The 20,018-nt window shown below is 68.6% G+C and carries 25 protein-coding genes, 1 tRNA gene and 1 pseudogene; 13 read left to right on the top strand and 14 right to left on the bottom strand.

Annotation, left to right across the window (positions count from 1 at the left end; translation table 11 throughout):
- Positions 1-20 precede the first annotated feature (20 nt).
- Positions 21-94, top strand: a tRNA-Thr gene (locus ACH4YL_RS03875).
- Between the two features lie 93 nt (positions 95-187).
- Here ACH4YL_RS03875 and ACH4YL_RS03870 read toward each other — a convergent pair.
- Complete coding sequence (locus tag ACH4YL_RS03870; RefSeq protein WP_398504547.1) at positions 188-1,390, bottom strand: tyrosine-type recombinase/integrase; 1,203 nt, start codon at positions 1,388-1,390, stop codon at positions 188-190.
- Positions 1,390-1,992 carry a helix-turn-helix domain-containing protein gene (locus tag ACH4YL_RS03865; protein ID WP_398504545.1) on the bottom strand — a complete coding sequence of 201 codons (603 nt, stop codon included), beginning with the start codon at positions 1,990-1,992 and terminating at the stop codon, positions 1,390-1,392. The genes ACH4YL_RS03870 and ACH4YL_RS03865 overlap by 1 nt, the downstream gene beginning before the upstream one ends.
- Positions 1,993-2,112: 120 nt before the next feature.
- Between ACH4YL_RS03865 and ACH4YL_RS03860 the strand changes: the two genes are divergently transcribed.
- The 9 genes from ACH4YL_RS03860 (at position 2,113) to ACH4YL_RS03820 (ending at position 9,674) form a co-directional block, all read left to right on the top strand.
- Positions 2,113-2,307 (top strand): helix-turn-helix transcriptional regulator, encoded by a 195-nt coding sequence (locus tag ACH4YL_RS03860; protein ID WP_398504543.1) that lies wholly within the window; start codon positions 2,113-2,115, stop codon positions 2,305-2,307.
- Between the two features lie 120 nt (positions 2,308-2,427).
- The gene (locus ACH4YL_RS03855) at positions 2,428-2,961 is read left to right on the top strand and encodes a hypothetical protein (protein ID WP_398504541.1); all 534 of its coding nucleotides are present in this window, start codon (positions 2,428-2,430) and stop codon (positions 2,959-2,961) included.
- The gene (locus ACH4YL_RS03850; RefSeq protein WP_398504539.1) at positions 2,958-4,043 is read left to right on the top strand and encodes an AAA family ATPase; all 1,086 of its coding nucleotides are present in this window, start codon (positions 2,958-2,960) and stop codon (positions 4,041-4,043) included. The genes ACH4YL_RS03855 and ACH4YL_RS03850 overlap by 4 nt, the downstream gene beginning before the upstream one ends.
- Positions 4,044-4,270: 227 nt before the next feature.
- On the top strand, positions 4,271-4,606 hold the full coding sequence (locus ACH4YL_RS03845; RefSeq protein WP_398504538.1) for a hypothetical protein: 336 nt from the start codon (positions 4,271-4,273) through the stop codon (positions 4,604-4,606).
- A gap of 462 nt (positions 4,607-5,068) precedes the next feature.
- Positions 5,069-5,773, top strand: coding sequence for a head maturation protease, ClpP-related (locus ACH4YL_RS03840; protein WP_398504536.1), 705 nt, complete (start codon positions 5,069-5,071; stop codon positions 5,771-5,773).
- Positions 5,774-5,784: 11 nt separating this feature from the next.
- On the top strand, positions 5,785-6,006 hold the full coding sequence (locus ACH4YL_RS03835; protein WP_398504534.1) for a hypothetical protein: 222 nt from the start codon (positions 5,785-5,787) through the stop codon (positions 6,004-6,006).
- The gene (locus tag ACH4YL_RS03830) at positions 6,006-6,839 is read left to right on the top strand and encodes a hypothetical protein (RefSeq protein WP_398504532.1); all 834 of its coding nucleotides are present in this window, start codon (positions 6,006-6,008) and stop codon (positions 6,837-6,839) included. The genes ACH4YL_RS03835 and ACH4YL_RS03830 overlap by 1 nt, the downstream gene beginning before the upstream one ends.
- Positions 6,836-7,183, top strand: a complete 348-nt coding sequence (locus ACH4YL_RS03825; RefSeq protein WP_398504530.1) for a hypothetical protein — start codon at positions 6,836-6,838, stop codon at positions 7,181-7,183. The genes ACH4YL_RS03830 and ACH4YL_RS03825 overlap by 4 nt, the downstream gene beginning before the upstream one ends.
- Entirely contained in the window at positions 7,176-9,674 is a 2,499-nt protein-coding gene (locus tag ACH4YL_RS03820) for a hypothetical protein (protein WP_398504529.1), read from the top strand. Before ACH4YL_RS03825 ends, ACH4YL_RS03820 begins: the two co-directional genes overlap by 8 nt.
- Before the next feature lie 152 nt (positions 9,675-9,826).
- On the opposite strand, the gene ACH4YL_RS03815 is transcribed toward ACH4YL_RS03820, so the two are convergent.
- The 8 genes from ACH4YL_RS03815 to ACH4YL_RS03780 form a co-directional block, all read right to left on the bottom strand.
- Positions 9,827-11,929: a zonular occludens toxin domain-containing protein gene (locus tag ACH4YL_RS03815; protein WP_398504527.1), complete on the bottom strand. Its 2,103-nt coding sequence runs from the start codon at positions 11,927-11,929 to the stop codon at positions 9,827-9,829.
- Between the two features lie 86 nt (positions 11,930-12,015).
- Positions 12,016-12,171 (bottom strand): hypothetical protein, encoded by a 156-nt coding sequence (locus tag ACH4YL_RS03810; RefSeq protein WP_398504525.1) that lies wholly within the window; start codon positions 12,169-12,171, stop codon positions 12,016-12,018.
- 22 nt (positions 12,172-12,193) lie between these two features.
- Positions 12,194-13,120 (bottom strand): hypothetical protein, encoded by a 927-nt coding sequence (locus ACH4YL_RS03805; protein ID WP_398504523.1) that lies wholly within the window; start codon positions 13,118-13,120, stop codon positions 12,194-12,196.
- Positions 13,114-13,311: a hypothetical protein gene (locus ACH4YL_RS03800; RefSeq protein ID WP_398504521.1), complete on the bottom strand. Its 198-nt coding sequence runs from the start codon at positions 13,309-13,311 to the stop codon at positions 13,114-13,116. The genes ACH4YL_RS03805 and ACH4YL_RS03800 overlap by 7 nt, the downstream gene beginning before the upstream one ends.
- Complete coding sequence (locus ACH4YL_RS03795; protein WP_398504519.1) at positions 13,308-13,523, bottom strand: hypothetical protein; 216 nt, start codon at positions 13,521-13,523, stop codon at positions 13,308-13,310. Before ACH4YL_RS03795 ends, ACH4YL_RS03800 begins: the two co-directional genes overlap by 4 nt.
- Positions 13,520-13,708, bottom strand: a complete 189-nt coding sequence (locus ACH4YL_RS03790; protein ID WP_398504517.1) for a hypothetical protein — start codon at positions 13,706-13,708, stop codon at positions 13,520-13,522. Before ACH4YL_RS03790 ends, ACH4YL_RS03795 begins: the two co-directional genes overlap by 4 nt.
- Positions 13,705-14,208 carry a DUF6907 domain-containing protein gene (locus tag ACH4YL_RS03785; protein WP_398504515.1) on the bottom strand — a complete coding sequence of 168 codons (504 nt, stop codon included), beginning with the start codon at positions 14,206-14,208 and terminating at the stop codon, positions 13,705-13,707. The genes ACH4YL_RS03790 and ACH4YL_RS03785 overlap by 4 nt, the downstream gene beginning before the upstream one ends.
- An 82-nt stretch (positions 14,209-14,290) precedes the next feature.
- On the bottom strand, positions 14,291-14,695 hold the full coding sequence (locus tag ACH4YL_RS03780; protein ID WP_398504513.1) for a WYL domain-containing protein: 405 nt from the start codon (positions 14,693-14,695) through the stop codon (positions 14,291-14,293).
- Positions 14,696-15,163: 468 nt separating this feature from the next.
- Here ACH4YL_RS03780 and ACH4YL_RS03775 point away from each other — a divergent pair.
- Positions 15,164-15,246 (top strand): annotated as a pseudogene (locus ACH4YL_RS03775) (GntR family transcriptional regulator); the annotation flags it as partial.
- A 76-nt stretch (positions 15,247-15,322) separates the two neighbouring features.
- Here ACH4YL_RS03775 and ACH4YL_RS03770 read toward each other — a convergent pair.
- On the bottom strand, positions 15,323-15,769 hold the full coding sequence (locus ACH4YL_RS03770) for an SRPBCC family protein (protein ID WP_398504511.1): 447 nt from the start codon (positions 15,767-15,769) through the stop codon (positions 15,323-15,325).
- A 385-nt stretch (positions 15,770-16,154) separates the two neighbouring features.
- On the opposite strand from ACH4YL_RS03770, the gene ACH4YL_RS03765 reads away from it, so the two are divergent.
- Positions 16,155-16,799, top strand: a complete 645-nt coding sequence (locus ACH4YL_RS03765) for a dihydrofolate reductase family protein (RefSeq protein ID WP_398504510.1) — start codon at positions 16,155-16,157, stop codon at positions 16,797-16,799.
- A gap of 81 nt (positions 16,800-16,880) precedes the next feature.
- A complete protein-coding gene (locus ACH4YL_RS03760) occupies positions 16,881-17,456 on the top strand; it encodes a helix-turn-helix domain-containing protein (RefSeq protein WP_398504508.1) in 576 nt (191 codons plus the stop codon).
- Positions 17,457-17,470: 14 nt separating this feature from the next.
- Here ACH4YL_RS03760 and ACH4YL_RS03755 read toward each other — a convergent pair whose 3' ends face one another.
- The 3 genes from ACH4YL_RS03755 to ACH4YL_RS03745 form a co-directional block, all read right to left on the bottom strand.
- Positions 17,471-18,313 carry an SDR family NAD(P)-dependent oxidoreductase gene (locus tag ACH4YL_RS03755; RefSeq protein ID WP_398504506.1) on the bottom strand — a complete coding sequence of 281 codons (843 nt, stop codon included), beginning with the start codon at positions 18,311-18,313 and terminating at the stop codon, positions 17,471-17,473.
- On the bottom strand, positions 18,310-18,897 hold the full coding sequence (locus tag ACH4YL_RS03750; protein ID WP_398504504.1) for a TetR/AcrR family transcriptional regulator: 588 nt from the start codon (positions 18,895-18,897) through the stop codon (positions 18,310-18,312). Before ACH4YL_RS03750 ends, ACH4YL_RS03755 begins: the two co-directional genes overlap by 4 nt.
- 72 nt (positions 18,898-18,969) lie before the next feature.
- Positions 18,970-19,848 carry an alpha/beta hydrolase gene (locus ACH4YL_RS03745; RefSeq protein WP_398504502.1) on the bottom strand — a complete coding sequence of 293 codons (879 nt, stop codon included), beginning with the start codon at positions 19,846-19,848 and terminating at the stop codon, positions 18,970-18,972.
- Positions 19,849-20,018 lie beyond the last annotated feature (170 nt).

Here is a 20,018-nt window from a genome sequence, read left to right as displayed (position 1 = left end):
GACCGGTATATCCGCAGCTTGCCGCCTTAGCTCAGTTGGCCAGAGCAACGCACTCGTAATGCGTAGGTCTCGGGTTCGAATCCCGAAGGCGGCTCAGATGGAAAACGGCTGGTCAACGGCCGTATGAGATGGGCCCCCCGGAGATCACTCCGAGGGGCCCATACGCATTTCGTACACCCTGGTTTGATCACCCAGGCTGAGTGAGCGACGCACCAGCCATAGCCAGTGCGACCTTTCGGCCTACGTCGAGGGCGTCGGCCACCTCGTCCAGTCGGTCGGGGAACAGGTGCCCGTAGATGTTCAGCGTCATCGACGCGTCCTTGTGTCCGAGCATGAGCTGAATCACCTTCACATCCGCCCCGGCCGCGATGGCGAGGGACGCCGCGGTGTGCCGCAGCTTGTGCGGCGTGACGCCCATGCCCTCGAGTCCTGCCTCCCGCACCGCCGGATCAAAGACCCTGTTGCGGAAGTTGTTGTACCGCAGCGGTCCGCCCTCGGGCGCAGTGAACAGAAGGTCGCTCTGCGCCTTCGGCTTGGCCAAGGTGCCCAGCTCGTCGGCGAACGAGCGCGGCAGGGGCACAGAGCGCTTCTCGTGGTTCTTCACCGGGCCCAGAGCCAACTCGCCCTTGACGTCGGTGTAGTTCTGCACGATCCGTATGCGCCGCTGCGGGACGAGCAGGCGGCCGGCCTTGATGGCGGACGCCTCGGCCCACCGGATACCGCAGTACCCGAGGGTCAGGATCATCAGCCGGTACTCGCCGGCCGCCAACGCCAGCTGCTCGAGCTGGTCGTAGGTGAGGTAGACGTGCTCGTCCTCGTCGTCCGGCCGCGGCAGGTCGTGGTCGTGGGCGGGGCTGGTCGAGATCCGCTTCGAGAACACCGCGTGCTTCATGACCATCGAGAACACGCGGTACGTCTTGACGATCCGGGCGGGGCCGAGGATCCGGCCCGACTTCCCCGGCTTCGTACACAGCTCCGTGAGCCAGGCAGACACGTCCTCCCACTGGATCGCGGACACCTGCCAGTCGCCCCACTTCGGGATCACGTACAGGTCCAGGATCTCCCGGTAGTCGTGGCGCGTCGTCCGCCCGACCTTGCGTTTCGAGGAGAACCACTCCTCGGCGACCAGCTTCACCGCGGCCTTGCCCGACTTCGGGTCCCGGTACGAGCCCTTGTCGAGGCGGGCCGTGATGGCGTGCACCTCGGCCTCGGCCTGTGGCAGCTTGCCGAACGTCAGCGCCTTCGGCTTCCCGTCCGGCCCGTACCAGCGGACCCGCCAACGGCCCGGCGGCTGGCGCTTGGAGCCCTCACGCTTCGCTGCCTGCCACTTCTCCATGGCCGTCTGGTAGTCGGCGTGGTTCTCCCGGTCCTCGATCCATACACGGGCCATCAATCCTCCTCCGACTGGTCCGGCGTCGGGCCGCGCCAGATCTCAACGCCGGCCGGAGTGCGCAGCACCCATGTTCCGTCCGCCTCCTTGGACCACTCGCCAGTCTGGCCAACCAGCGCCTCTCGCTGAGCCGCCCCCGACAGCATCTCGTTGTACATCTTCCGGATCGGGTCGCGGTCCCAGGCCGGCCTCGAGTCCAGGCGGAAGCGCAGCAGGTCGCCGTGCGGGTCGCCCTCGGACCGGGTCAGAGGCTTCTGGCCATCCGCCCACTCCCAGGCCGCGGCAGCGGTGACCTCGAGGTCTTCGGCGAGCCGCACGCCCTCCTGTCCACTGCCGACGGTCGGCAGCAGGAGCGCCAGAGGGCTGACGTCGAGCGCTGCAGCCAGGGCAACAAGGTCGTCGACGGTCACTTGCCGCTGCTGCTTCTCGATCTTTGCGATGGCCGACGGGGTGATGGGCCGGCCGATCCGGGCGAGGACGCCCGACAGGGCGTAGATCGTCATGTTCCGGCGATTGCGCAGGGTCCTGACGTTGAGCGCGACCGCCTCGCCGGTCGGTCCGTACTGGGCTGCGGGGCGCGGGCGGCGCTTCTCGTCGGTCATGAACAACAGCGTAGGCGGTCGCGGTGTCCATTCCTGTACCTGGGGTGCTACTTTCATTGCGGTCATGTGTCCACTGTAGCTATGATGGTGGTCAATGTGAACACCAAAGGAGAGATAACGGTGGCTGAAGAACTCCTCAGTCCGAGGCAGGTACACGCGATGTACGGCTTCAACCCGCAGACGCTCGCCAACTGGCGCTGGACCGGAGTCGGCCCCGACTACATCAAGACGAGCCCCGGCCGCGGTGGGCGCATCAGGTACAAGCGCAGCCGCATCGAGGCGTGGCTCGACGCGCGCACCGTCACCGCCGCCTGAACGTGAGCGGCCCCCACCAGGACGGCAATCCAGGCAGGGGCCAGAAGCATCCACTGACCAGACAAGCCAAACGGCGGCGCGGGCCGAGAACCCGTATGCGCCGCCGTCGAGGAGCTTCCCTTGAAGCCTACGACCGATCCACCCAAGACCACCAGTCAGCAACTGCAGGCGCGCCGAGAAGCAGCCTCCCGCCTCGAGCCCCTCGAGTGCGGACACCGCGACCCCCTCGACTGCACAGCCTCATGCACAGGCGAGACGCGTGAAACGGAAGTTTCACCAGAGGCCCCAGAGTTCGACCCGGGCGACATCGCCGGCCTGTGGGCAGACGCCCGCAGCCTCTGGTACGCCCGCGACTTCCCGCCCTACGCCAGCACGGCATGGCGCGAGCTCCACCCCGACGACCCCAAGCGGCTCGCCGCCGCCCTCGAGGCCGCGGAGATGTGGCGCAAGTACGGCGACGACGTCACCCAGTGGCTGAAGGACGCGTTCGCGCCCCACGCACCCGTATGGCAACGGCCAACCCTCGCTGAACGCGACGCCGCCGCCCACCCCCAGCCGCCGCACCAGCTGCGGGCCACCCCCGGCTGGCCACCCATCCAGATCCCCGGCAAGCCCGGCCGGTACCTCACCCACCGTCAGGAGCTGGCGGCTTGACCACGAACCATGTGGAGGCTCCGCCGAGGGAAGACCCCTTGGCGGAGCCTCCGCGCGATCAGGGCGACCCCGCCGAGCAGCCCGAGGACCGGTTCCCCAGCCTCGACTGGAAGCAGGCATTCGCCACCGACTTCACGCACATCGACTGGCTGCCCGGTCGGTTCATCGAGCGCGGCCAGCAGGTCGCCATCGTCGGCGACGGCAAGGTCGGCAAGAGCCTGTTCGCCCACGACTGGCTCTGGCGGGCAGTCACCGGCCGCTCGTTCCTCGGGGATGAGCGGCGAGACCCGTTGCGCGTCTTGTACTTCGACCGGGAGAACGGGCTCCGCGACGTCGTCACCCGCATGCAAGCCCTCGGCGCCACCCCCGACGAGCTCGAGGGCTTCGACTACCGCATGTTCCCCCGCTTCAGCGGTGGGCTCGATGCCGCCCCGATCGCCGTCCAGGAGCTGCTCCGCATCGTCAGCGAGATCGACCCCCACGTCGTCATCTTCGACACCGTGAGCCGGTTCATCACGGGAAAGGAGAACGACTCCGACACGTGGCTGCAGTTCTACGGCCGCGTGCACGCCCCCCTCAAGGGCATGGGCGTCGCCGGCGTCCGCCTCGACCACATGGGCAAGGACGCCGAGAAGGGGAGCCGCGGCTCCTCCGCCAAGTCTCAAGACGTTGACCACGTGTGGGAGATGACCCGTCTCAACGAGAACCACAGCCGTGATGACGACGGAATCCAGACCGTCACCACCGAGATCAAGCTCAAGCGGACCCACACCCGCACCGGCCTCGGCGACGACCTGATGCACCTCACCCGCCGGGGCCGCAAAGGCTCGGCGGGCATGTGGCTGACCGGCCAGACCCGCCATGAGCTCGCCGACAAGGGCACCGTCCGCGAGGCCAACCAGCTCGTACAGAGCTACGTCGACGAGCTGCTGGCCAAGGACGTACCGCCCGGAATCGGCAGAGAGAAGCTGAAGGAGTGGGCTGCCTCCCGCGGGATCACGCTGCCTGGCAAGACGGGCACCGTCAGCCAGATCGCCGCCGGAGTGAAGGCGTACTACGCGGCAAAGGGGGATCAGCGGTGAGCCGGATAGCCCCGAACTGTCTGTCCCCTTCCGAACTGTCCGAACTGTCTGTCCCCACGCCTGTCCCCACCTGTTCCCGGATCAAGAAGAACAGCAGGTCAAGACTGTCCCCGCGATTGTCCCCAACTGTCCCCATGGCGACCAAGACACCTGTCCCCTCCTACTCCCTACCTAGGGAGGGGACAGGGGACAGCCCGCAGGGACACCCCACCCCGAACGGAGAACCCATGGCCACCGACGTCAAGTTCCGTGTCATCGACGTCCGCCCCACGGACGGATGGCGCGTCGCCCTCATCACCCCGAACGGCCTCAGTCTCGAGCCCATGCCCGGCTGGCTCGTACAAGAAGAGGTCGAGTACGACGACCACACCCTCGAGGACACCGGCCTCACCGGCTTCCGGCAGATCGTCGCATCCGTCTGCGTCGACGGAGACCTACAGCCGATCGACGACGTGGGCGGCTTCTGGCTCGTCATCGGACCCGGCCAGCTCGAGCCCACACCGGACGAGGTTGCGAAGGAAACCGACCGCCGGCGCCGCGCCCTCGAGAGGAGTCAGTCATGAACGTCGACGACATAGTCCGCGCCAAGGTCGAAGCAGCACGCCGCAAGATCGCAGCAACGAAAGAAGCCAGGGCCGCTTTTGCTGCTGCCCGTTCCAAGGGTCTGGCCCGCCGACACGCAGCCAAACTCCAGCAGCGACCACGCCCCACCCCGGACACGAAAGAAGGCCCCGGGGGCATCCACTCCCGGGACCTTCAGACCGCCGCACCCAACCACCCAGACCCATAACCGAAACGGATGGACCCTCCGTTACAGGATAGGGCGCGCCTATGACACGCGCCAGTGTTGCCCCGGGGTGGGCTCCGTTGTCGCAACGCCCGCCCACAGCAACGAGGTACCGGAGGCCACCTCCGAATGCGGGAAGCCCACAAAGATTCGCCACCCCGATTGGCCCAACCGGACAGCACATTCCGCGACCATAGGAGTGGGCCAATTGCCCACCCACCAGACAGCAGGTGACCGAATGACCCAGTACCCCCGCAGCTGGCGCATCAGCAGCCGCTCACCCCAGGCCAAGACCCTGGCCGAACCGTCCGGCCGGCAGTGGTACCGCATCAGCAACGCCACCGCCGCAACGGCAGAGGTGGCCATCTACGACGAGGTCGGGTTCTTCGGCACGAACGCCGCGGACTTCACCCGCGAGCTGAAGGGCATCACGGCCTCGAGCATCGACGTCCGCCTCAACTCCCCCGGGGGCGAGGTGTTCGACGGCATCGCGATCTACGAGGCGCTGCGCCAGCACCCGGCGAAGGTGACCACGTACATCGACGGCCTCGCCGCCTCGATCGCCTCCGTGATTGCCATGGCCGGCGACCGCCGGATCATCGGCCGGAACGCCACGATGATGATCCACGAGGCGAACGGTGTGTGCATCGGCGAGTGCAGGGACATGCGCGAGCTCGCCGACCTGCTCGACAAGACCAGCAACAACATCGCCGACGTGTACGCCAAGCGCTCCGGGCGCGGCACCGTCGCCAGCTGGCGCGCCCTGATGAAGGGCGAGACCTGGTTCGTCGGCGCCGAGGCGGTAGAGGCCGGCCTCGCCACTGAGCAGACCGACCCCGACGAGGGCACGGACTTCGCCGCGCTCGCCGCCAACCTGACCAGCCCGCAGCGGCAGTCCGCCGAATGGGCTGCCGTCGTCGCCCGACTCACCCGCAACCAGTAAGGAACCCAGCCATGCCGAAGACCAACAAGGCGGGCGCGTCAGCCGCCGTCCCCGCGTCCGTCATCCGCAACGTGCTCGAGATGCGCGCCGCCGGCGACAGCCTCACCGCGATCCAGGTGCAGCTGAACCGGTGGGCCATCCCGTACACCCCGCCCGGTGGCGTGCCGAGCGTCGGGGCGTGGACCACGACGGCAGTTCAGCACCTCATCACCGCGAACACCGAGGAGGCGTGATGATCACCCAGGAGGACATTGCGCGCGTCGCCCTCGAGCTCGAGCAGGCCGAGGACACCGTCACCAAGCTCCGGCTGAAGCGGTACATCACCAGCGCAGCCGGCGCGTCCTACGCCGCCGCGAAGGGCCGTATCGAGCTGGTCCGCGGCGAGCTCGAGCGGCTCAACGTCCAGTACGAGGCGGAGCAGCAGGCGTTGGCCGACCGGCCGGACGTGGAGAAGGCAGCGGCGAAGGAGATCGGCGCGGCGAAGAAGGAACTCGAGGCGTCTCACGACGCGCTCGCCACGGCGGCCAGCACGGCGCAGCAGGCGCTGTTGGACCTGTACGGCGCAGCGGAGGCCCACAACGCGCTGATAGCCCGGCACAGCGCCGCCCTGACGGTACGTGGCCTGGCTGTCGAGGAGGGTCGCGACCATCAGACCGGCGGCGGGCGTGACGGGCTGCGGATCCGCGGCGTCTGGTGGGTGCCGGTTCAGTCGGTGGCGCTGCTCACTTGGGTCACGGACCAGGTGGCTGCTGTGTGTTGGCCGCGCGGCACCGGGATGAGGTCGGCGACGGGTCGCCATGCCCTCGAGCGTCGCAGCGACGGGCTGCTCGGCAAGGTGGCCAAGCTGCCCGCGCCCGCGCCGGCCGAGCCCCGGCCGAAGCGCGCCAAAGCACTGGGCGCGCCCGTGTACTTCCGCAACAGGCACGAGGCGGAGGAGGCGGCCAGCAGCGAACTGCGCGACTGGGGCCGCGACGTTCCGGCGAACGTCCGGGCGAGTGTTGAGCGGCGGCTCCGCCAGCTCGAGGAGGACATCGCATCCGGGCAAGTCATCCTGCGGTCGTCATGAGCGGCGAGGGGTCCACGTACAGCGTGGTGCGCATCGCCCAGGGCGACAACAAGGGACTCCCGGTACTGCTCCTGAACGTCACCGACGACGACGTCGAGACGGCGCGGCAGCGGGTACGGGACGGCGACATCGGGTGCATGGCCGTGCTGCGCGTCGTCATCTCGCTGCTCGTTGCGCTGGGCGTGGACCCGTCCGCGTACCAGTGGAGCGCCGGCGAGTACGTGGAGCTCCTCGAGATGCTCGGCATGCCGCCCTACGAGTGGTCATCGGCGGAGGACGTGGAGCTCACGGGGCTCCTCGCCGCGGGGATGCTGCGCTCGAGCGGGGGTGTCAGCGATGGCTGATGACGTGAACATCGTCGTCCGCGTCCGCGACTCGACCCGGGCGGGTATCGCCTCGATCAACGCCTCGCTGAATCGGCTCGTGCAGTCCGCGAACAGCATGGATAAGTCGTTTGGCAGCGCGGCCGGTACAGCCATCAGCCTCGCCCCGGCGTTGATCCCGATCGCCTCCGCAGCCGCCCCGATCGCGGCCGGCCTCGGCGCGGCGACGGTAGCCGTTGGTGCGTTCGGCGCGGCAGTGGGTCCTCAGGTCGTGGCGATGGGCGAGGCAGCCAAGGCGGAGGAGGAGTACACCAAGGCGATCGAGCAGCACGGCAAGACCTCCCAGGAGGCGGTCAAGGCGGAGGTGGCGTACCTCGCGGCGCTGAAGCAGCTGCCGCCCGCCACGCGGCAGGCAGCGGCCGGCCTGTCTGTCCTGAAGGAGGAGTACAAGGCGTGGTCGGACGGCTTGGCCGACACCACCATGCCCGTGGTCACCAAGTCGTTCGCTGTGTTCGGCGCGCTGTTCCCCAAGCTCACGCCTCTCGTGAAGGGCGCCAGTGGCGAGCTCGACCGGTTCATGACGATCGTCGCGGGCGGGATCCAGTCCCAGGGCTTCGACAAGTTCATGCAGTCGTTCAGCGCGTTTGCGACCGGTGCCCTTGCCAAGGCGAACGACGGTCTGATCCGCCTCACCCGCACGCTGGACACGGGCAAGGTGGCCGGCGGCCTGTCGGAGTTCATGACCTTCGCCAAGGAGAACGGGCCCCTCGTCGGCGACACGCTGAAGAACGTTGCTACGGCTCTCACGAACATGGTGAGGGCGGCAGCCGATACCGGCGTGGGCCTGCTCACCGTCGTCAACGCCTTTGCCAAGCTGGTCGCTTCACTCCCGGTGGGCCTCATCTCCACGCTGCTGCAGATCGCGATCGCGTTCAAGGCAGTGAAGATGGCGTCCGCCGGCATGGCTGTCGCAGCAACAGCGCTCGCGGCATTCAGGACTCAGGCGATAGCAGCGGGGACGGCGGCAGCGGCGTCCGGGACATCGCTGCAGGCGCTCCGCGGGGCGTTCATGGCCCTGTCGCGCACTGTGCGGCTGGCGGTCGCGGGTACCGGTATCGGCCTGCTGCTGATCGCCCTGTCGGAGCTGTCGCAGATGGGCCGGTCGACGCCGCCGAATGTCGACCGGCTGACGACGTCGCTCGGGAACCTGGCCCGTACCGGCAAGGTGTCGGGCGAGGCGGCCCGCGCGTTCGGTAAGGACCTGGGCGGTCTGACCGAATCGCTGAACCTGCTGATCTCCCCGAGCAACGGGCAGAAGATCGACCGGTGGATCAGCGACACGTTCAGCTGGGACACGGATCCGCTGAAGAAGGCCAAGGGCGACATCGACGCCGTCGACAAGGCGTTGGCGCAGCTGGTGTCCAGCGGCAAGGGCGACATGGCCGCGGTCGTGTTCAAGCGGATGAAGGAGGAGATGGCCGCTGCCGGGCACTCCACCAAGGGACTCGAGGGGAAGTTCGGCGAGTACAAGGCCGCTGTCGCTGATCTGAAGTTCGAGCAGCAATTGGCAGCCGAGGCGATGGGCCTCTTTGGCGCCCAGGCGCAGGCCGTGCAATCCAAATTGGAGCTGCAGAAGCAGAGCACCGACGGCCTGCGGCAGTCCATCCACGCCCTGAACGAGGCGTACCTGATTGCGCGTGGCGGGGTACGCGGCATGGAGGCCGCCATTGATGCGGCGACCGCGGCGTTCAAGGAGAACGGGAAGACCCTCGACAACAACACGGAGAAGGGCCGCGCGAACAACCAGGCTCTGGATGATCTGGCTGGCGCGACGATGAAAGCCGTTGAGGCGGTGCGGGACTCCGGCGGGTCGTGGGAGACCGCGAGCGCCATCTATGCCCGGGGCCGTGGGGAACTCATCAAGTCCGCCACGCAGATGGGCCTCACCAAGGCGGCGGCGGCACGGCTGGCGGATCAGATCTTGAAGACGCCGAACAAGACGGCGTTCATCAAGGGCAACATGCAGGATCTGCAGCAGAAGCTGGCGCACGCGAAGAACCAGTTGGCGCGGGTGCCCGACAGCCGTAAGGCGTCGGTGCGGGCGAGGATCGACCAGCTGACAGCGGCGATCGCGAAGGCGAAGCGGGACCTGGCGTCGCTGCACGACAAGTCCGTGAACATCAATGTCCGCTACAACTACAGCGGCAAGATGAAAGACCTCACCGGCCGTCTCGCGACCGGCGGCGTCGTCGGTGCAGCGGGCGGCGGACCCCGGTCCCGCATGACGCTGGTCGGCGAGCAGGGCCCCGAACTGGTCGACCTGGCCCCCGGGTCACGGGTGCACTCCAACCCCGACACCCGCCGCATGATGTCCGGCTCGGACGGTCAGGTCGAGATGATCCAGGTCAACCTGCACCTCGAAGGGAAGCAGGTGGCCCAGGTCCTCATCGACCCGCTGCGCCGGGAGGTCAGCAGCAGGGGCGGGGTAGTCAACACGCTCGGGAAGCTCTGAGGCGGGGAGGGAAGCAGCGAAGGGGAGCCCAGAGGCCCATATACGGGCTTCCGGGCTCCCCTCGCGGGTGCCTCCCTTGCCTCCCTGACTGGCCATTTCCGCAGGTCATGTACAGGGAGGCAGGGTGAGGAGGCGGGTAGGGAGAACTCCCTCTACTCTTCGGTGCCTCCCTCGTCAGGATCGTCGTCGTCACGGGCCGCGATGGCGTCGAGAATCCGGTCGAGACTGACGTGCATCTTGCCGCCGTTCGTCTTGTACTCGCCGTGCCCGGCGTCGTCGAGGACGCCCTTCAGGTCGCGGAACGACCAGCTGCCGTAGACGACCGGGTTGCGGTCCTGGAGCCCATGCAGAACGTCCTGTGTCCGCATCCGCGGCTCGTGCCCGAGGACGGCCGCGATGTCCGCGAGATGGTCGACCGGGGCGAACGCGGGCGCGTCAGCCGGCCCGCCCTCGTACAGGCCCATCGCCCGCTCGACGACCGGCGTCACCTCGTCGACGCCCTTCTCCGGGTCGCGGGCGACGTAGTGGGACCGGATGATTTCGAACGGCTTGGAGGTGAACCCGTAGGTCACGGCGGTACCGACGTCCTGGCCGGGCACCAGCTCCGTCGCGCGGACGCCGGCCTTGTACTTGCCCGACCCGAGCAGACCGTCGTTGGCGACCTGGTCGCCCACCGCGAACGCCACACGGTGCGACGTGTTGCGGGTGACGTCCCGCGGGATGCTGTCCGCGGTCGGCGAGACGGTGACCCAGATCAGGGTGATGCCCACCTTGCGGGCCTTCTTCATCACGCGGATCGCCAGCTCGGCAGCTTCCTTGCCGTACTCCTTGTTCATGAACAGCTCGTGGCACTCGTCGAAGACGACGACCTTCGGGCGCATCCTCTGGTCCTTCAGTGCCAGCTCACGCGTCAGCTTGGTCGACTCGCCGCCCAGTTCCTCGAGCAGCTTGCCGCGCACGGTGACCTCGTTGGACAGGCCGCGCAGCGCGTCCAGTGCGGCCCGCAGGTCTTCGGGGTCGTCGCCCTTGACCAGCTTCCGCAGACGCGGCCGTAGCGGGTCGTAGTCCACGTTCGCGGCCATCACGTACACCTCGGCGATAACCAGCGGATCGAGGATCGCACCGAGCAGCAGCGACACCACGATGGACGTCTTACCCGAGCCCATGATTCCGCCGACGATCCAGTTCGCCGCCATCAGCTTCCCGATGATCGGCTCACCCCGCTGCGACACGGCGACCGGCACACCCTTGAAGTAGTCGGTCGTGCCCTCGTGCAGCAACGGCCAGGCGGGCACCGGCCCGTTCAGCGAACCCTGGTCGGCCACCCACAGGTCAAGGACGCCAGGCTGGTTGGGCGGCTCCGTCGGCCACGTCTCGACCGGCTTGCGCATCAGGTTGTGGGCCAGCACATTCTTCTTGCCGTTCACCATTTCGACGGTGACACCCAGCGGCAGCTGCACCTGCGTGTGGTAGCCGTTGCCGAGCCGGGTCGTGGGCTGCACCCAACGGGGCTTCCAGCCCTCCTTGATGGCCGTGTTGAGTTGCGGGATCGACAGCTTGCCCAGCGCCCGCAGGATCGCGTTCTCGTCGGGCAGCACGTCCAGCTCACCCGCGTCTGCGGGCAGCGCCCACACGGGTGCGGTCTTCTGGTTCTTGCCGACCGCCCACGCGCCGGCCAGGAGCAGGGCCGGCAGGGAGTACAGCAGCGGCTCCCAGATGATCCCGGCGATGAACGCCACCCATCCGACGAACTCGATGACTGCGTTCGTCGGGGCCAGGACGTCGCGCATGTCGTGGTTGTAGACGGCCATCATGATGCCCACCATCAGCAGCGCACCGCCGACGCCGACGAGGGCGGAGGCGAGCGCCCGCGGGGCGTTCATCGCCATCTGCAGCAGGTCCATGCGCCGCTTGTGCCGGGCGAACCGGAAGGCGTAGGCCCGCTGCTCCCACTTCTGCACCATCTCCTCGTTGCCGGACGCTTCGGCGACCCGCATCATCCGCGCGTGCAGCGCGGTCGTGCGGGCCTCCCAGGAGCGGCGGGTGATGATCCGGCTGCCGCCCCACACGTAGGCGCCGTGGCGGACGGTGAACCGGTAGGCGGGGTGCTGGCGGGTGTCGACGAACATCCGGCGCAGCGAGTCGATACGGACGCGGCGCCGGGGCCGGCGTGCCTCGGTCTCGGTCGGTTCGGGTACGGGCGTATCGGGTGTGCCTGCCTTGTCGAGTACGACGGGTACCTGTAGATCCGTCATGCTTGTGTCTCCTGCTCTCTGATGAGTGGCGGGGTACACGGGGCGGCCGGCGTCCTTGGTCGGTAGACGGCCGCCCCGTGGCGGAACTACTCGCCCTTGCTGCTGCTCTCGTCGAGCGCGGCGGAAGTGGCGAGCTCGGCCCATACGGCGGCCTCGGCCACCTGCTCCGGTGTGGGCCGCAGGCGCCGGCCTTCGGGCGTCAGCAGCTCGACGGCGCGGGCCCGGTATTCGGCACTGGTCACGGTGGTATCTCCTTCGACGGGGCTACAGGTAGCCGTTGGTTCCGTTGGTCTGCAGGCCGCGGCGTTCGCGCCGAACGGTGGCGGCGACGCTCTCGGCGTTGGCGTTCGGGATGCGGCGCAGGATCTCCTCGGCCGCGTCCTTGTTGGTGGCGCCGTCCTTGATCTGCTCACGGGCCAACTCGGCGATGCTCGGCATCTGCACGCCTGCTGTCCGAACAGGGTTCGTGCTGGCCAGCGGCACCGGCCCGGATGCCGTGTCTGGACTTCCAGACACCGGCTCGGCGACCAGTTCGGGCTTGCTCGGCAGCTGTTCGGCCAGCTCGTCGACCTCCCGCAGGACCCGCTCGGCGGCCAGCAGCTCCAACCGTGCACGCGCCTCAGCAGCCGCGGCCTGACGCCGCACACCAGCAATCGCCAGCTTCGCGTTCGACTTGCTCATCTCCGCCGCGACCCACTGCGCATCAGCGGGAGACAGGTCACGGTGAACGAAGCCCATGACCACCAGCCACAGAACCTTGCTCACCACCGACACCGCGGCACCGACGACAGCCAGGGCTACCGTCCCGGTCTCCATGCCATGCCAGAAGATGGCGCCGGCCGCGCCAGCGACGAGCAGCCACCCCACCGTGCGCGGGACCTCCCGCTTCTTCGCGTTGAACCGGGCCATCCACTCGACGATCAGGACGACCAGCCACGACACGTCGAACACCACGGCCGCGGCGTAGCCGACACCACCACCCAGCAGCGAGCCGATGCTCACCGTGGACCAGACGACCGCGACAGCAGTGAGAGCCAGCACCAGCGTGGACGCCGCGCGGATGGCGGCCTTGTCCCAGTCGCGCGGCAGCACCGGCGTCTTCACGGGGAACGACTCGGTCACCCGGTGGGTGACGCCCTCGACCGTGTGCGGAACGGTGCGCGTCCGCTGCTCGGTACGGAACTTCAGCATGAGTCTTCGACTCCTTCGGCGATGCGCACCACACGGTGCGCGCACAAGTTGACGCCGTGCCGGTCACCGGCACGGTTGGCAGTGATGAGGGCCGCCATCAGGCGGGTCAGGCAGAAGTCCGGCCAGGACGACGAGGACGCCGCCGCAACAGCGGCGTCCTCAGTCGGCCGGCGCACCATGGATGCGCTCACCGGCCGGCCTCCTTGTCGAGCGCGTTCAGCAGGTCGCGCAGCACCATCTCCAGGCCGGTCGCGGCGCGGATCATCTCGTCCCGGTCGTGGATGTTCGCCGCGGCCTTCTCGTCGAGGACCTTGCGGGCCCGGTCGATGGCCACGTCCAGCGGCGGCGTCCAGGCGTGGGCGTCGCTGGCCGGGTCGTGCAGCGGGTTGTAGGAAGTCGTCACCGGCCGGCCTCCTTGTCGGTGGCCAGCTCGTCGATGACGGCCACGGCAGCGCGGATGGCCTGCTCCAGCTCACCGACACGGGCAGCGAGGATGCGCACCGCGGTCGTCGGCGTCCTCTGTGCACCAACCGCGTCGGTCAGGATCCGGCGGGCCAGCACCAGCGCCAAAGCCTCGGACGCGCTCATGCCTGCCGCCGCGCGGCGTACTCGGTGCGGGTGCGGACCAGCTCGGCGTGCGCCTCGCGTAGGTCGTCGAGCCGCTCGGCCAGGGTGCGGATGACGGTCTCGAGTCCGTCCGGGTCGAGGTCTTCGATCCAGTGGTCGTCGATGATTTCGAGCGAGACGAACGGCAGGCGGGCCGACACCATCTCGTCGAACGGGCGGACGTTGAGAGTGCTGCTGAGGACCCGGTACTCCTCGGGCGACCCGTTGGAGTTGATGGGCAGCGTCACGTCCTGGCGGGGTGCCTGGCACCAGATGTCACCCGGGTACGACGGGGTGGCGATGTCGTTCGTGTGGTCGAGGATGCAGCCCGGCATGCAGGTCACGGTCATCGGCTGGCCGGTGCCGCGCTCGGTGAACGTCCACGTGGTCGGCTGCTCGGGGTGCTGCTTCGCGGCCTGCTGGGGCGGGAGGCCGGGCAGCGTGTCGGACGGGTTGACGGTGGGCGATACGGTTTCGTACATGGTCTGACTCCCTGGTGATGAGGGTTGTCGGGTCGTAGGCCCTGGGCCGGCGTTGGTAGCGCCGCCCGGGGCCGTTGTGCGTTTAGGCCGCGTCGTGCTCGACGGGCTCGCGGTCGTACAGGTCGCTGTAGTACTCGCGGTCATCGCGGGCGATCTCGCGGGCGGTGAGCTCCTCCGGCGTCCGGATGATGACCGGCGCGATGGGCTCGACGTCGGCGGTCTTCTCGACGCGGGGCGCGGTGCGGTGGACGGTGTAGAACCGGATGCGGTCCAGCCGCCAGGTGCGGGACTCCCAGCTGTCGCGGTCCATCGCCTTGATGATGATGTCGCCGGCCTTGGTGGTGAGGATCTGGAAGATTTCGATGGTCCGGATCGTCTCGGTCCCGTCGGCCTTGGTGTACGTGATGGTCACCGGGTGCTCGTTGTCCGTCGCCTTGATCAGGCGGGCGAGAGTGACGTCCTGCGCGACCTTCGAAGTGCTGTACATCCGTGCCCCCTAGCTGAGCGGAAGCCCCTCTCTTTGGAGCTTCTGGTGTCCACTATACACAGGCAGGTGTTCAAAGTGAACACTGAAGTGGGGACAATCTTGGGGACCTCCCGCAGTGCCGCAGTACACATGCCGTACACGCGAGCGCGGGAAAGGTAGAGATGGCACGGGACAGTCGCAGATGATAAAAGGCCAGGTCAGCGGGGCAATCGCGCGTCACCGCTGGTCCGGCAGGTCCCTTGAAAGACCTCGTAATGCGTAGGTCTCGGGTTCGAATCCCGAAGGCGGCTCTTTTGAAGCCCAGCTCCGACTCTGTCTGAGCTGGGCTTTTTGGTTCAGCGGATGCGTCGGCGGCGGCGGGTGCGTGCTGCTTGCGTGCCCGCGGTTCAGTCCTGGTCTCAGTTGGGGGTTCGGCGCGGCCGGCGGTTTGGCTGATCTGGGTGTGCCTGAGGTCAAGCAGCTCTTTGAATCGAGGGCACAAGGCTGGTCGATCAACTCCCGGGCCGGCGGGCCGAAATGGTGGCTTCCGCGTGCTGTACGACGCGGGGTACCGGCAGCCCTCAGGTTGCGTACGGTCGCGCGGTGGCTCACCGACTCCCTTGGGCAAGGCAGCCTTGTGAGGTCTGGCTAGGCGCTCCGCTCAAGCACGCCCTTGAGCTTCTGCTCGTTCCTCGGCAACTCCTTCCGCACCTGCGGACGTGCGACGAGCGGGACGAGCAGCTTGCCGATCCCGTGCGACTCGAAGTCGAGGGACAGCGTCACCCGCGACCGCTCACCGTCGCCGAGCGGCTCGACCGTGCCCCTCACATGGCCCCTGACCGGCCCATCGACCCCGTCGAGCCGCCAGCTCCTCGGAGGATCCAGCTCGGTCATCTCCATGGTCATCGGCATCTCCCGACGACCGATCCGCCGCGTCACAACAACCTTCTCGCCCACGGCGTGTGGCACACCGCCCGCCGGGCTGACCGACACGGCGCTCTCCTGCCACTCGGGCAGGTGAGAGGGGTCGGTGATGTAGGCGAAGACGTCCTCGGGACGACGCGAGATGTCAATGCTTTCCTCGATGGCAGACATTTCAGCCCCTTGTCGTCGTTCTATACAAATCGTCCCACCGGGCGGGTCGCCGCGCACACGGGCATCCCCAGGTTGCTGGCCGCCCACCTAGGACCACGGCCGTAGATCGCGCCGGTGACCTGCGGTGACGCTGGACGCAGGGCAGCCACCCAGTTGGGGCGCGGCCTGTGATCCATCGTGAGCGGGGAGTGCCGGTGCGGCGTCCCGGCCTGGTGGCGTAAGGCAGGGCACCATGCTGCGCGCTTCAAGATCGGTCGGCATGTGGCCGATGTACCGGGCGAGGCGGTCGACGAGTACGAAGCCGGGTGCCGTCGCAGCGATGAGTTCTGCCGACGCCCACAGGTCTACCTCCCGACCGGGACAACCAACTCATCGGGAGTAAGGCATGGGCCTCATCCACATCGAGCTGTTCGCCACCCTCGACCTCGTCGGCCAGGCGCCCGGCGGCCCCGACGAGGACCCGGTGGGGTTCCCGTTCGGAGGCTGGCAGGCACCCCTGCTGGACGAGGTCGCCGGGGCGCAGGTCGGTGCCGCGTACGAGGGCACGGACGCCCTCCTGCTCGGCCGGCGGACGTATGACATCTTCGCCGCCTACTGGCCGCACCAGGAGGGCGGCGAGGACAACGAGATCGCCACGCTCTTCAACAGCGTCCCGAAGTACGTGGCCTCCCGCGGCAGGCCCGACCTCTCGTGGGCCGGGTCCACGCAGCTCGGCCCGGATCTGGCCGGCGCGGTGCGCGAGATCCGTGACCGGCACGAGCACGTGAAGGTCGTCGGGAGCCTGAACCTGGTGCAGACCCTCCTGCGCGAGAAGCTCTTCGACCGTCTCGACCTCTGGGTGCACCCGATCGTGCTCGGCGTCGGGAAGAAGGTCTTCGACGGTGGCGGGGTGCCCACGAACCTCACACTCCTCGAACCGCCCGCAGCCGGCCCGAAAGGCACCGTGTACCTGCGCTACGGACTCGCCGACGGCACGCCCAGGACCGGCGACATGAGCGCACCCGACCGCGGTGCCGGGCACGACGACTGAAGCCGCCGGTCCGTTCAGCGACTGCACCCAGTGCAGCTCCGCGCTTGCAGATTCTCGTGCCGTTTCGGCAAGGTGGCCCGTATGGACGAGCTGACCGACGTGCTGGCCGCTGTAGGACCCCGGCTGCGGGAGATCCGTCGGCAGCGGGGCGTGACCCTGGCCCATGTCGCGGAGGCGACCGGGATCTCCGGGAGTACGTTGTCGCGGCTGGAGAGTGGTGGGCGGCGGCCGAATCTGGAGTTGTTGTTGCCGTTGGCGCGGGTGTACGGCGTGCCGTTGGACGAGTTGGTGGGGGCTCCGCACACCGGGGATCCGCGGGTGCACTTCCGGCCGGTGCACCGGTACGGGCTGACGTTTGTGCCGCTGACCCGCCGGCCCGGCGGGATGCAGGCGTACAAGCTGGTGATCCCGGCCAAGGACGGCGACGCCGATCCCGAGCCGAAGACGCACGAGGGGTACGAGTGGGTCTATGTGCTCAACGGCCGGCTGCGGCTGGTTCTCGGGGAGCGGGAGCTGGTGCTGAAGCCCGGTGAGGTCGCGGAGTTCGACACCCATGTGCCGCACTGGCTGGGGGCGGAGGGGGCCGAACCCGTCGAGTTGCTGGTGCTGTTCGGGCAGCAGGGGGAGCGGGCGCATCTGCGTGCCCGGTCGACCTGAGTGGCGGTGGGAGTTCAGCGGTACATGCGGGTGACCAGGGCGTCCCAGCCGCGGTCGCCGAGGAGGCGGCGGGTGGCGATCAGGGCCCTGGCGTGGGCGGTGACGACATAGCGCGGGCGCGGGCGGGTGGCTGTGAGGGCGCGTTCGACGGCGAGGGCGACGTCGTCGGGGGAGCCGGCCATGCGTTCCATGGTGCCGCCGGAGTTGACGAGGCTGTCCTGTGCCTTCTTCAGGGCCGCGTACGGGCCCGAGTCGCCGGCGGTGTTCTTGGCCGTGTTCTCGGAGAGGGTCGAGGTGATCGTGGAGCCGAATCCGGTGCGGATGACGCCCGGTTCGATGAGGCTCACTCCGATGCCGAACGGCTTGACCTCGGTCCGCAGTACGTCGGTGAAGCCTTCGACCGCGAACTTGGAGGCGTGGTAGAACGCGCCGAGCGGGAAGGTGACCTTGCCGCCCATGGAGCTGATGTTGACGATGCGGCCCCGTCCGGCCCGTCGCATCCCGGGCAGTACGAGCTGCACGAGATGGGCCAGGCCGATGACATTGGTGTCCATCTGGCGGCGGATGCGGTCGAGTGGCACCTCTTCGACGGGCCCGTACTCGCCGTAGCCCGCGTTGTTGACCAGCGCGCCGACCGCGCCGTGTTCCGCCTCGACGGTTTTGACGGCGGCGGCCATCGACGCCGGGTCGGTGACGTCCAGTGCGAGGACGCGGGCACCGGTGTCGGCGAGGTCCGCGATGGATTCGGCGCGACGGGCGGTGGCGTAGACGGTCAGTTCGGGGCGGCGTGCCAGTCGTTCGACGGTGGCGCGGCCGATGCCCGACGACGTACCGGTGATCAGGACGGCTGTGGTCATGATGACTCCTGGTGGTCGCTCTTCGGGTGGAGGCCCGCGACGAGCAGCGCGACCCCTCGGCCCAGACGCCGGGTCGGTGCGTCCGGGTCGGACAGGTCGGCCTCCAGGCCGCGGGTGAAGGCGAGAAGGATGTCGGCGAACTCGGCGGCCTCGTTTCGCGACATGGCGGTGTCGGCCGTGGCGACGGCCTTCACCAGCAGATCGCGCATCGCTGCGTTGTAGGTGTCGATGTGCTCCGCCGAGAGCCGGGCGTCCTCGCCCAGCAGTTCGGCGGCGTGCGCCGGGCTGTCGCGCCACACCCTCAGCGCCAGATCGAGCTTCGCCTGCAGGATGGCCGTCAGCTGGCCGGTGAGTCCCGCGCCGGACTTCGCGGCGAGGTGTGCGTCGGCCAGTGTCGCGTCCAGCAGACGCGCGGCCATCCGGCGGAAGGCGTCTTCCTTGTTGCGTACGTACTGGTAGACCGCCGGACGGGACATTCCGGCCTCACGGGCGATGTCGTCCATCGTCGTGCGCCGCACGCCGTGCCTGGTGAAGCACGCGTACGCGGCGTCCATGATCCGTTTCACCCGTTCATCCTCCGACATTCTGACAATCTATGCATGGAGTGTCAGAACGTCAAGGTCGCGGATCCCGCTGACCCGCCGCTCGCCCGGTCTCTACGCCGGCGACGCCAGCCGCGCCGCGACCGTCTTCGCCGCCGCGCCCAGCACGATCGTGTAGTGGTTGCAGTCCGGCACCTCCTCCACCGCCAGCTCCGGAGCCTGGGCCTTCCAGTGCGCCACCAGTTCAGGCGGGTTCATCGCAGGGGTCTGGTCCATCAGGCCTTTCGGCGCGTACAGCAGGCGGGCCGGGACCGTCAGGCCCGTCAGGTCCGCGCCGAAGGAGGCGGCCGAGGTGAGCAGTTCGCGGCCGTCCTGGCGAACGGCTTCCTGCTGGGCGCGAGAACGGCGGGCGCCTTGAGGGCCGGTGAGGTCGTAGCGGACGTACTCCTCGATGTCCTCGTTCCAGTACGGGCCGAGCCCGGGGTGTGCGCGGAAGAAGTCGACGTACGCCTGGTCACTCGGGTACGTCATCGAGAGGCGGGCGATCGACGGGCCGAGCGTGGCGTCCAGGATCGCGTCCGGGTCGGCGCCCGGAGGCAGCGGCAGTGGCATGCCTCCGTCGACGAGCAGCAGCCGGTCGAACAGCTCCGGCCGGCGGGCCGCGGCGCGCAGTGCCACGTACGCGCCCATCGAATGGCCGGTGAGCGCGACCGGCCGGCCACCGCCGAGCCGGGCGGCGGCCGTGCAGATGTCCGCCGCGTGGATGTCGACGCCGTACGGGCCGGGGACGGTGTCACTGCCGCCCCGGCCACGCAGGTCGAGGGCGAACAGGGACCAGCCCGGGGGCAGTTGGCGCGCCACGGCCGCGAAGGACATCGCGGACGCGGAGATGCCGTGTGCGGCGACCGCCGCGCGCGGGCCCTCGCCGAAGCGCAGGACGCGCAGCTTCGCGCCGCCCTCGACGGGGAGGTCGAGCTCCACCGGCTTGGTCATCTGTGACTCCCTCGAATGATCGGCCATGGGTTGCGGACTTCCGGCCCATAGTTTCCGCCCGTGCGGCCCCACCAGTCCCGCCAGCCCCGCGAGTTGCCGCGGACCAGGCCGAAACCGGTCTGCGGAGGAATCCTCCACAGCGCACGGTGAAGTAATGGAGAGCCCATCCA

This window comes from Streptomyces sp. NPDC020681 (assembly GCF_044334895.1).
Lineage (GTDB): Bacteria > Actinomycetota > Actinomycetes > Streptomycetales > Streptomycetaceae > Streptomyces.
This window is presented reverse-complemented; position numbering and strand designations above follow the sequence as displayed.

What these genes read in the sequence shown, in the direction of transcription:
- ACH4YL_RS03870 (WP_398504547.1), bottom strand. Translation starts at nt 1,390, where the DNA reads ATGGCCCGTGTATGGATCGAGGACCGGGAGAACCACGCCGACTACCAG.
- ACH4YL_RS03865 (WP_398504545.1), bottom strand. Translation starts at nt 1,992, where the DNA reads ATGACCGACGAGAAGCGCCGCCCGCGCCCCGCAGCCCAGTACGGACCG.
- ACH4YL_RS03845 (WP_398504538.1), top strand. Translation starts at nt 4,271, where the DNA reads ATGGCCACCGACGTCAAGTTCCGTGTCATCGACGTCCGCCCCACGGAC.
- ACH4YL_RS03840 (WP_398504536.1), top strand. Translation starts at nt 5,069, where the DNA reads ATGACCCAGTACCCCCGCAGCTGGCGCATCAGCAGCCGCTCACCCCAG.
- ACH4YL_RS03835 (WP_398504534.1), top strand. Translation starts at nt 5,785, where the DNA reads ATGCCGAAGACCAACAAGGCGGGCGCGTCAGCCGCCGTCCCCGCGTCC.
- ACH4YL_RS03830 (WP_398504532.1), top strand. Translation starts at nt 6,006, where the DNA reads ATGATCACCCAGGAGGACATTGCGCGCGTCGCCCTCGAGCTCGAGCAG.
- ACH4YL_RS03825 (WP_398504530.1), top strand. Translation starts at nt 6,836, where the DNA reads ATGAGCGGCGAGGGGTCCACGTACAGCGTGGTGCGCATCGCCCAGGGC.
- ACH4YL_RS03820 (WP_398504529.1), top strand. Translation starts at nt 7,176, where the DNA reads ATGGCTGATGACGTGAACATCGTCGTCCGCGTCCGCGACTCGACCCGG.
- ACH4YL_RS03815 (WP_398504527.1), bottom strand. Translation starts at nt 11,929, where the DNA reads ATGACGGATCTACAGGTACCCGTCGTACTCGACAAGGCAGGCACACCC.
- ACH4YL_RS03805 (WP_398504523.1), bottom strand. Translation starts at nt 13,120, where the DNA reads ATGCTGAAGTTCCGTACCGAGCAGCGGACGCGCACCGTTCCGCACACG.
- ACH4YL_RS03790 (WP_398504517.1), bottom strand. Translation starts at nt 13,708, where the DNA reads ATGAGCGCGTCCGAGGCTTTGGCGCTGGTGCTGGCCCGCCGGATCCTG.
- ACH4YL_RS03785 (WP_398504515.1), bottom strand. Translation starts at nt 14,208, where the DNA reads ATGTACGAAACCGTATCGCCCACCGTCAACCCGTCCGACACGCTGCCC.
- ACH4YL_RS03780 (WP_398504513.1), bottom strand. Translation starts at nt 14,695, where the DNA reads ATGTACAGCACTTCGAAGGTCGCGCAGGACGTCACTCTCGCCCGCCTG.
- ACH4YL_RS03770 (WP_398504511.1), bottom strand. Translation starts at nt 15,769, where the DNA reads ATGTCTGCCATCGAGGAAAGCATTGACATCTCGCGTCGTCCCGAGGAC.
- ACH4YL_RS03765 (WP_398504510.1), top strand. Translation starts at nt 16,155, where the DNA reads ATGGGCCTCATCCACATCGAGCTGTTCGCCACCCTCGACCTCGTCGGC.
- ACH4YL_RS03760 (WP_398504508.1), top strand. Translation starts at nt 16,881, where the DNA reads ATGGACGAGCTGACCGACGTGCTGGCCGCTGTAGGACCCCGGCTGCGG.
- ACH4YL_RS03755 (WP_398504506.1), bottom strand. Translation starts at nt 18,313, where the DNA reads ATGACCACAGCCGTCCTGATCACCGGTACGTCGTCGGGCATCGGCCGC.
- ACH4YL_RS03750 (WP_398504504.1), bottom strand. Translation starts at nt 18,897, where the DNA reads ATGTCGGAGGATGAACGGGTGAAACGGATCATGGACGCCGCGTACGCG.
- ACH4YL_RS03745 (WP_398504502.1), bottom strand. Translation starts at nt 19,848, where the DNA reads ATGACCAAGCCGGTGGAGCTCGACCTCCCCGTCGAGGGCGGCGCGAAG.